The 8,518-nt window shown below is 65.0% G+C and carries 11 protein-coding genes and 5 tRNA genes; 1 reads left to right on the plus strand and 15 read right to left on the minus strand.

The window, feature by feature from the left end; all coding sequences use genetic code 11:
- The 8 genes from nusG to AB1346_04990 form a co-directional block, all read right to left on the minus strand.
- Positions 1 to 504 (minus strand): transcription termination/antitermination protein NusG (gene nusG / locus AB1346_04955; GenBank protein ID MEW6719782.1); only part of this gene is annotated, 504 nt, incomplete at its 3' end.
- A gap of 18 nt (positions 505 to 522) precedes the next feature.
- Complete coding sequence (gene secE / locus AB1346_04960) at positions 523 to 804, minus strand: preprotein translocase subunit SecE (protein MEW6719783.1); 282 nt, start codon at positions 802 to 804, stop codon at positions 523 to 525.
- 32 nt (positions 805 to 836) lie between these two features.
- Positions 837 to 913 (minus strand) — tRNA-Trp (locus AB1346_04965).
- Positions 914 to 930: 17 nt separating this feature from the next.
- Complete coding sequence (gene rpmG / locus AB1346_04970) at positions 931 to 1,080, minus strand: 50S ribosomal protein L33 (protein MEW6719784.1); 150 nt, start codon at positions 1,078 to 1,080, stop codon at positions 931 to 933.
- Positions 1,081 to 1,106: 26 nt separating this feature from the next.
- On the minus strand, positions 1,107 to 2,306 hold the full coding sequence (gene tuf / locus AB1346_04975) for an elongation factor Tu (protein MEW6719785.1): 1,200 nt from the start codon (positions 2,304 to 2,306) through the stop codon (positions 1,107 to 1,109).
- 46 nt (positions 2,307 to 2,352) lie between these two features.
- Positions 2,353 to 2,428: transfer RNA gene (locus AB1346_04980), tRNA-Thr, on the minus strand.
- 23 nt (positions 2,429 to 2,451) lie between these two features.
- A tRNA-Gly gene (locus AB1346_04985) sits at positions 2,452 to 2,527 on the minus strand.
- Between the two features lie 98 nt (positions 2,528 to 2,625).
- Positions 2,626 to 2,710: transfer RNA gene (locus AB1346_04990), tRNA-Tyr, on the minus strand.
- Between the two features lie 226 nt (positions 2,711 to 2,936).
- On the opposite strand from AB1346_04990, the gene AB1346_04995 reads away from it, so the two are divergent.
- A complete protein-coding gene (locus AB1346_04995) occupies positions 2,937 to 3,479 on the plus strand; it encodes a hypothetical protein (GenBank protein ID MEW6719786.1) in 543 nt (180 codons plus the stop codon).
- Positions 3,480 to 3,494: 15 nt separating this feature from the next.
- Here the strand turns inward: AB1346_04995 and AB1346_05000 are convergent.
- The 7 genes from AB1346_05000 to AB1346_05030 all read right to left on the minus strand — a co-directional run.
- Positions 3,495 to 3,569: transfer RNA gene (locus tag AB1346_05000), tRNA-Thr, on the minus strand.
- Between the two features lie 49 nt (positions 3,570 to 3,618).
- On the minus strand, positions 3,619 to 4,374 hold the full coding sequence (gene rlmB / locus AB1346_05005) for a 23S rRNA (guanosine(2251)-2'-O)-methyltransferase RlmB (GenBank protein MEW6719787.1): 756 nt from the start codon (positions 4,372 to 4,374) through the stop codon (positions 3,619 to 3,621).
- Positions 4,371 to 5,069 (minus strand): orotidine-5'-phosphate decarboxylase, encoded by a 699-nt coding sequence (gene pyrF / locus AB1346_05010; GenBank protein MEW6719788.1) that lies wholly within the window; start codon positions 5,067 to 5,069, stop codon positions 4,371 to 4,373. The genes rlmB and pyrF overlap by 4 nt, the downstream gene beginning before the upstream one ends.
- Entirely contained in the window at positions 5,066 to 6,793 is a 1,728-nt protein-coding gene (locus AB1346_05015; protein ID MEW6719789.1) for a proline--tRNA ligase, read from the minus strand. The genes pyrF and AB1346_05015 overlap by 4 nt, the downstream gene beginning before the upstream one ends.
- Positions 6,793 to 7,869 (minus strand): flavodoxin-dependent (E)-4-hydroxy-3-methylbut-2-enyl-diphosphate synthase, encoded by a 1,077-nt coding sequence (gene ispG, locus AB1346_05020; protein MEW6719790.1) that lies wholly within the window; start codon positions 7,867 to 7,869, stop codon positions 6,793 to 6,795. The genes AB1346_05015 and ispG overlap by 1 nt, the downstream gene beginning before the upstream one ends.
- 96 nt (positions 7,870 to 7,965) lie before the next feature.
- Positions 7,966 to 8,229, minus strand: coding sequence for a hypothetical protein (locus tag AB1346_05025; protein MEW6719791.1), 264 nt, complete (start codon positions 8,227 to 8,229; stop codon positions 7,966 to 7,968).
- A gap of 19 nt (positions 8,230 to 8,248) precedes the next feature.
- Positions 8,249 to 8,518: hypothetical protein (locus tag AB1346_05030; protein MEW6719792.1), on the minus strand; the 270-nt coding region annotated here is incomplete at its 5' end.

Genomic DNA, 8,518 nt, shown 5'->3' on the forward strand with positions numbered 1-8,518 from the left:
ATCGAGCTCCACCGGGGTTGCCCTGCCGAAGATGGAGACCAGCACGACCACCTTCCCCTTGTCGGGCTTGATGCTGTCGACGGTCCCGCTGAAATTGGAGAAGGGGCCGTCGATCACCCGCACGTTCTCCCCTTCCGAGAAGGAGATCTTCGGCTTGGGCTTCAGCCGCCCCTCGATCATCTGGGACTTGATCTCATCGACCTCGGCCTCGGGAATCGGGGCCGGGTGCTGCCCCCCGACGAAGCCCGTGACCTTGGGGGTGTGCCGGACCAGGTGCCAGGTCGACTCGTCGAGCTCCATGTTGACCAGCAGGTAGCCCGGGAAGAAGCTGCGCGTCCCGGTCTTCTTCTTCCCCTTCCGCATCTCGACGACCGTTTCCGCCGGGATCAGGACATCTCCGAACCGTTCCTGCATCCCCTCCGTGGCGATGCGGTTCAACAGCGATTCCCTGACCTTTTTCTCATACCCCGAATAGGTATGGACGACGAACCACTGTTTCCCCATTGGTTCCTCTTTGGAGGGTTAATAGCTCAGGACGGACTGCACGATCCGGCCGAGGGCGAAGTCCACCAGCCCCAGAAAGAGGACGATGATCAGCACGGTCACGATGACCACCGCGGTGGACGACATGGTTTCCTTCCGCGCCGGCCAGGAGACCTTCTTCATCTCGGTCTTGAACTCCTGGAGGAACGTCTTCGCCTTCTCGAGGAATCCCGCGGAAGACGCGACGGCCCTGCTCTCCTCCGATGCCGTGCGCGTGCCCGGCAGCCGCTCCATCAACCTGTCCTTGAACGTTTTCGCCATAACCGGGAAACTCCCCTATCCCGAAAAAAGGATGGCAGGCCAGGAGGGATTCGAACCCCCAACCCGCGGATTTGGAGTCCGCTGCTCTAGCCGTTAGAGCTACTGGCCTTCGCCCCCTTGCCCCGCCTACTTGGTCTCTTTGTGCGCCGTATGCTTCCGGCAGGCCGGGCAGTATTTCTTCAGCTCGAGCTTGTCGGGCGTCGTCTTCTTGTTCTTGGTCGTCGTATAGTTCCTGTTCTTGCAGTCGGCGCAAGCCAGGATGATGATGTCGCGCATCTCGCCTTCCTCTCCTTCTTAAGAAGCTACTCCAGGATTTCCGCGACGACGCCGGCGCCGACGGTCCGGCCGCCCTCGCGGATCGCGAACCGCAGCTCCTTCTCCATCGCCACCGGGGTGATCAGCTCCACCGACATCTGGATGTTGTCCCCCGGCATCACCATCTCCACGCCCTCCGGCAACGTCCCGACCCCCGTCACGTCCGTCGTCCGGAAATAGAACTGCGGGCGATATCCGTTGAAGAACGGCGTGTGACGGCCGCCCTCCTCCTTCGTCAGGATGTACGCCGACGCCTTGAACTTCTTGTGCGGAGTGATCGAGCCCGGCTTCGCCAGCACCTGACCGCGCTCCACCTCGTCCTTCTTCGTCCCCCGAAGCAGCACGCCGATGTTGTCGCCCGCCTGACCCTGATCCAACAGCTTGCGGAACATCTCCACGCCCGTGGCCACCGTCTTCTGCGTGTCCCGCAAACCGATGATCTCCACCTCGTCGCCCACCTTCACCACCCCGCGCTCCACGCGACCCGTCACCACCGTCCCGCGACCCGATATCGAAAACACGTCCTCGATCGCCATCAGGAACGGCTTGTCCACCGCGCGCTCCGGCTGCGGAATGTAAGAGTCCACCGCGTCCATCAGCTCCAGCACGCACTTGCAGTTCGCGCAGTCGTCCTTCCCGCAGCCGCACGCCAACGCCTTCGTCGCCGCCCCGCGGATGATCGGAGTCTTGTCCCCGGGAAACTCGTACTTGGTCAACAGCTCCCGGACCTCCAGCTCCACCAGGTCCAAAAGCTCCGGATCGTCCACCATGTCCACCTTGTTCATGAACACCACGATGTACGGAACGCCCACCTGGCGCGCCAACAAAATGTGCTCCCGCGTCTGAGGCATCGGACCGTCCGCCGCCGATACCAGCAGGATCGCGCCGTCCATCTGCGCCGCGCCCGTGATCATGTTCTTGATGTAGTCGGCGTGACCCGGGCAGTCCACGTGCGCATAGTGCCGCGTCTTGGTCTGGTACTCCACGTGCGCCGTCGCGATCGTGATCCCCCGCTCCCGCTCCTCCGGCGCCTTGTCGATCTGGTCAAACGCCACGAAATCCGCCATCCCGCGGGACGACAGCACCTTCGTGATCGCCGCCGTCAACGTCGTCTTGCCGTGATCCACGTGACCGATCGTGCCGATGTTCACGTGCGGCTTCGTACGCTCGAATTTCTGCTTGGACATGTGTGGCTCTCCTTGGGAAAAATGGAAGTCCGTCAAGTATCGATAGTGGAGCCCACGACCAGGATTGAACTGGTGACCTCGTCCTTACCAAGGACGCGCTCTGCCAACTGAGCTACGTGGGCGTCATGCGACGCCGTAAAAAAAATGGAGCGGGCGACGGGAATCGAACCCGCGACCAACAGCTTGGAAGGCTGTGACTCTACCAATTGAGTTACGCCCGCTTGTTCCGCAAACTTTAAAGTTTACCCGATATATTAAGGCAGTCAAGCGGTTTTGAACGGGATTTCGTACGCGCGCCCGCAACCGGAAAGAATATGGATGGTGGAGGGGGGAGGATTTGAACCTCCGTAGGCGATGCCAGCAGATTTACAGTCTGCCCCCTTTGGCCACTCGGGTACCCCTCCACTTGTCGCCGCGCCGCGTGCAGGGAACGGGGTCGTTCCGTGCCGGCTTATCTTCGCATTAGAAAGAACAGTCGCTTTCCTGAAAGCAATTAGAATTACCACGATGCCGAGAATCGTGTCAATACATTCTTCCCGTTGACGCGGGTCCCGCCGTGAACCCATAATTCCGGAGATTCCGCCGCCGGGAACCGGGGCGCGGAGGGATCCTCCGGGAAAGAGGGATGCGATGAAGCGACAGCCCGTTGTTTTGACGACGATCCTGTGCATCGGTTTCGCCTGCTCCTGTTCCGCCCGGTTGACGAACCAATACGCCTTCAACGAGTTGACGAAATATCATTCCCCGAAGCTGGAAACGTTGTACCTGGAAGGCGTGCGGGATTCCACCGGCCTGGGAGCGAACATCAGGGATTTGTTAAATACCCGGAACATACACAAGAAGCGATCGGGTCCAGACATGGACGTCTATTCCGCGCTGGACGACGCCGGGAGGGAGGTCGGCGTCATAACGCACTATCGCAAAGAATCGAACTTCAACATCAACGTATCCGTCGTAAGGACCGCCATAGGAAACGTGACGAACATACTGGAAGACAGGAGGAACAATATGGCGGTTGTAACTTATACAATCATCAGGGAGCCGATAGAGCCGTATTATTCCAGGTTCTGCATCGATCAAAACTGCAAATACCATGAAAATGTATTGAAGAAAACCAATACGGCAAACATTTATTTCAGGAATTACGACGACGGGTGGAAAATCGAGCGGTAGGATCGTCCGGGTTCGTGGAGCCGACGAGAGGAGTTGAACCTCCAACCATCTGATTACAAATCAGACGCTCTGCCGTTGAGCTACGTCGGCCCTCCCACCCGCGGATTCAAGGATTATCCCCACGAAACGGTCCGTGAAGTCAACGGTTTTCCTGAGGTTTCCCCATTGCGTGGGCGATGATCCCGGCGGCGACGGAAACGTTCAGCGAATCCACGCCGGGGGCCATGCCGATCCGGACCGCCCCGTCGCATCTCTCCAGCGCCAGCCGCCGGATTCCCTTCTCCTCGCTGCCGAGGACGACCGCAGTTCTCGCGGCCGGCCGGAACTCCGTGAGCTCGGTCCCGCCCTTCCCTTCCGCCGCGTAGACCCAGAAGCCGGACTCCTGCATCCGCTCGATCGCGCGGACGAGGTTCTTCACCTGCACGACGGGGACGTGGGCGGCCGCGCCGGCCGAAGCGCGGAAGACCGATCCCGTGACCGGGCAGGAGCGGTCGGCGGGGATCACCACCCCGTCGAATGAGAAGGCCCGCGCGCTCCGGAGGATCGCCCCCAGGTTCTGCGGATCCGTGACGCCGTCCAGCAGGAACGCCCTCGACCGCTCCGGCAGCGACGGAAGCCAATCCTCGATGTCGGCGTACCGGAATCCGGCGACCTCCGCCGCGATCCCTCCTCCTTCCCTCTCTCCGGTCCTGCGCTCCCATTCCTCCCGCGGGCATGTCTGGCAGGGCAGCGCCAGTTCCTTCGCCATCCGCTCGACGCGGGCGCGGATTTCCGGCGGGACGGCGACGGAGAGCAGAACCTTCCTTGCGGACTGCGTCTTCGACCGGAGCAGCTCCTCCACGGGGTGCCTTCCGGTGACCCATACGACCGAGGGTGCCGTGCCGCCCCCTCTCATCCTTCCGCGCCCCGGCGCATCGCCTCGGCGATTTCCCGCGCGGCGGCCTTCGGGTCCGCGGCCCGGGTGACGGGCCGTCCGACCACGATGTAGTCCGCCCCGCGCCGGACGGCGTCGCCGGGGGTCACCACCCGCTTCTGGTCGCCCGCCTCGCCGCCCGGCATCCGCACTCCCGGCGTGACCAGGACAGCGTCCTTCCCCAGGCGGGCGCGTACGGCCGCGACCTCGTTCGCCGAGCAGACGATCCCCCCGATCCCCGCCGCCGCCGCGAGCTCCGCCATCCGAAGGACCGCATCGCCTGCTTTCAGGGAGAAGCCCACGTCGGCCAGGTCTGCGTCGTCGAGGCTCGTCAGCACCGTCACCGCGAGGAGGGTCGTCCCGGTCCCCGCAGCCGCCTCCGCCGCCGCCGCCAACATCGCCCGTCCCCCCGAAGCGTGCACGGTGGCGAATCGCACGCCCAGTTCCGCGGCCGAGCGGACCGCCCCCGCGACGGTGTTCGGGATGTCGTGGAACTTCAGGTCGAGGAAGACGCCGTGCCCCGACTCGCGGATGCGCCGGACCAGATCCGGCCCCCCCCGGGGGAAGAGCTCCATCCCCACCTTGAACAGCCCGACCTCCCCGGAGAGCGAGCGGACGGTCGCCAGCGCCGTCCCGGGCGAGTCGGTGTCGAGGGCGATTACGATCCGGTCCTTCATGCGGAACACTCGGCCTTCTTCCGGGCCACCATCTTGAGGACGCTCTCCGCGAGCTTCGGCAGCTCGACCCGGATCGTCTCCCCCGTCTTCCGGTCGCGAAGCTCCCCGAACCCGGCGGCGACGTTCTTCTCCCCCAGGGTGACGCGCACGGGGATGCCCACGAGATCGGCGTCCTTGAACTTGATCCCGGGCCGCTCGTCTCGATCGTCCAGGAGCACCTCCACTCCGCTCGCGTCGAGATCGGAGGCCAGTTTCTCAGCGGCGGACGCCACGTCGGCGTTCTTCACGTTCACCGGAATGATGACCGTTTCGAACGGAGCGATGGAGATCGGCCAGACGATCCCGTCGTCGTCGTGGTTCTGCTCGATCGCGGCCGCGGCTGTCCGGCCGACCCCGATACCGTAGCATCCCATGGCGATGACCTGCTCCCGGCCGTCGGCGTCGAGGCAGACCGCGCGCATCGCCTCGCTGTATTTCGTCCCCAGCCGGAAGACGTGCCCCACCTCGATCCCGCGGGACACCCGGAGCCCGCCGCCGCATCGGGGGCAGGCGTCCCCTTCTCCCACGACCCGCAGGTCGGCGTACGCCTCCGGAGTGAAATCCCTCCCGGGGACCACGTCCACCAGGTGAGCGTCCTTCTCGTTGGCCCCCGTGGCGCCGGACGCGATCGCCCGCACCGAAAGGTCTGCGATCGTCCGGACGGAAAGGCCGACCGGCCCTGCGAATCCCGACGGCGCCCCGGTGAGCTCGCGAACCTTCGGCTCCTCGGCCAGCCGCACCCACTCGGCGCCCAGGAAGTTGCGCACCTTGATCTCGTTGATCCCGAAAGCGCCGGAGACCAGCACGGCCACGTCGCCGACGGAGGTCTCGAAGAGCAGCGTCTTGATCAGCGCCCCGGGCGGGATCCCGAGGAATCCCGACACCTCTTCGATGGTCCGCATCGAAGGGGTGGAGACTTTCCGCGCGGGGCCCGGTTCTTTCGGGCCGACGGTTCCTTCTTCCGGAGGGAGGCACTCCGCCTTCTCCACGTTCGCCCCGTAGGCGCAGGAAGCGCAGGAAACGATCGCGTCCTCGCCCGAGTCGGCGATCACCATGAACTCGTGAGAGCTCGAGCCGCCGATGTTGCCGGTGTCGGCCTCGACGGCCCGGAAATCGAGCCCCATCCGGCGGAAGACCCGGCAGTACGCGTCGTACATCTTCCGGTACGACTCCTTCGCTCCCTCCTCGTCGATGTCGAAGGAGTAGGCGTCCTTCATGAAGAACTCGCGCCCCCGCATCAGCCCGAAGCGCGGGCGGATCTCGTCGCGGAACTTGTCCTGGATCTGATAGAGGTTCATCGGGAGCTGCCGGTACGACCGGATCTCCCGCCGGACGAGGTCGGTGACCACCTCCTCGTGGGTCGGCCCCAGGCAGAACTCCCGGTCCGCGCGGTCCTTGAACCGGAGCAGCTCCTTCCCGTAGGCGTCCCACCGGCCGCTTTCCTTCCACAGCTCGGACGGTACCACCGCGGGCATCAGCACCTCCTGGGCGCCCGCCCGATCCATCTCCTCCCGGATGATCCGCTCCACTTTCCGCAGGACCTTCAGCCCCGCCGGCAGGTAGTTGTAGATCCCGGAGGCGACCTTCCTTATGAACCCGCCGCGCAGCATCAGCCGGTGGCTGACGACCTCCGCGTCGGAGGGAGTTTCCTTGGTGGTGGGCATCAGGTACCGGGTATAACGGATCACGTGCCGCTCCTTTTTTCGCCCGCAAGTCTCCGCGCGGTGCGGACGACCTCGGCGACGATGTCTTTCTCCTTCACTTTCCTCACGACCTCCCCCTTGAGGAAGATCAGCCCCTCGCCCTTCCCGCCGGCGACTCCCACATCGGCCTCCCTCGCCTCGCCCGGCCCGTTCACGGCGCATCCCATCACGGCGACCTTCAGCGGGGCGCTCAGGTCCGACAGCCGCCGCTCGACCTCCATGGCGATCCCCGCGACGTCGATGGCGGCGCGCGCGCAGGTCGGGCAGGAGACGAAATCCGGCCCCCGCCGGCGCAGCCCGAGGGCTTTCAGGATCTCCCACCCCACCCGGACCTCCTCCTCCGGCGGCCCGGTCAGGGAGACGCGGATCGTATCGCCGATCCCCTCCGCCAGCAGGGCGCCGATCCCGACCGCGGATTTCACCGTGCCGGAGAAGCTCGTCCCGGCTTCCGTGACCCCCACGTGCAAAGGATAGTCGAACCGGCGGGAGAACAGGCGGTAGGCCCCGATGGTCGTCGCTACGCCGGACGCCTTCAGGGAGAACTTGAGCGCGTGGAAGCGGGCCTTCTCGCAGATCCTGAGGTACCGGGCGGCGCTGGCGACCAGCGCCTCCGGTGTGGGCCCGCCGTGCTTCGCGAGAAGGTCCTTCTCCACGGAGCCGGAGTTCACGCCGATCCGGACCGGGATCCGGTTCGCCCGGGCGGCGCGCAGCACCTCGATCGTGTTCTTCTCCCCCCCGATGTTCCCGGGATTGATCCGCAGGGCGTCCGCCCCGGCGTCGGCGCAGGCGAGCGCCAGCCGGTGGTCGAAGTGGATGTCGGCGATCACCGGGAGCGGAGAGCGCTCGCGGATCCTTCGGAACGCCTCAGCGGAAGGCCCGTCGGGGACGGCGACGCGCACGATCTCGCACCCCTCCCGGGCCAGCGACCGGATCTGCGCGAGCGTGGCGCGAACATCCCGGGTGTCCGTGTTGGTCATGCTCTGGACGGAAACGGGGGACCCCCCGCCCACGGGCACGCCGCCGACGCGGATGCGCCGGGTCTTTCTGCGCTCTTTCATGATGGGAAATACTATACGAGCCCGGCCGCGGCCGTCGATTCAATATTTTCGGGGGCCGGGGCGCGGCGGACACCTGCCGCCGCGCCCCGGAGGATATTACTGGAGCTCTTTGGTGCGGTCCCGGACCTGGATCCCGTCTTCCCGGACGAAGATGGTGTATCTTCCGTCCCGGGTGTCATACCTGCCGGGAGGCGCGGCCTTCCGATCCCCGCTCCTGCCGATCAGGATGAGCTTCCCCTTCTCGACCACGGCTTTCCGTTTATCGAAGAGCTGGAATTCGCCGTCCGCGAAGGCGGCGGAGGCGGCGGCGAGCGACGCCGCGATCAGGATGCCGGCAAGAAAACCTTTCCCGCTGCTCATGTTCCCTCCATGCCCGCGTTCACCGGGGAGGTTGGATCGTCATCGTGATGTTCTGAACGGTCCGGCTGTCCCGGCCGTCGGAGATTTCGACTACCGCCGCGACCTCCTGCCCGAGGAAGCCGTCGGGAACCTGCCATTCCAGCACGTTTCCGGAAAGAGACATTCCCGGCGGGCCGCTCTTCAGCGTGTATGCCAGCGCGTCCCCGTCCGGATCCTCCGCCTCGATCCGGTAGACGAACTTCCGCCCGGGGGCGAGTTCCTTCGGCATCTCGCTCCGGACCACGGGAGG

Source organism: Thermodesulfobacteriota bacterium (assembly GCA_040758155.1).
Lineage (GTDB): Bacteria > Desulfobacterota > Deferrimicrobia > Deferrimicrobiales > Deferrimicrobiaceae > UBA2219.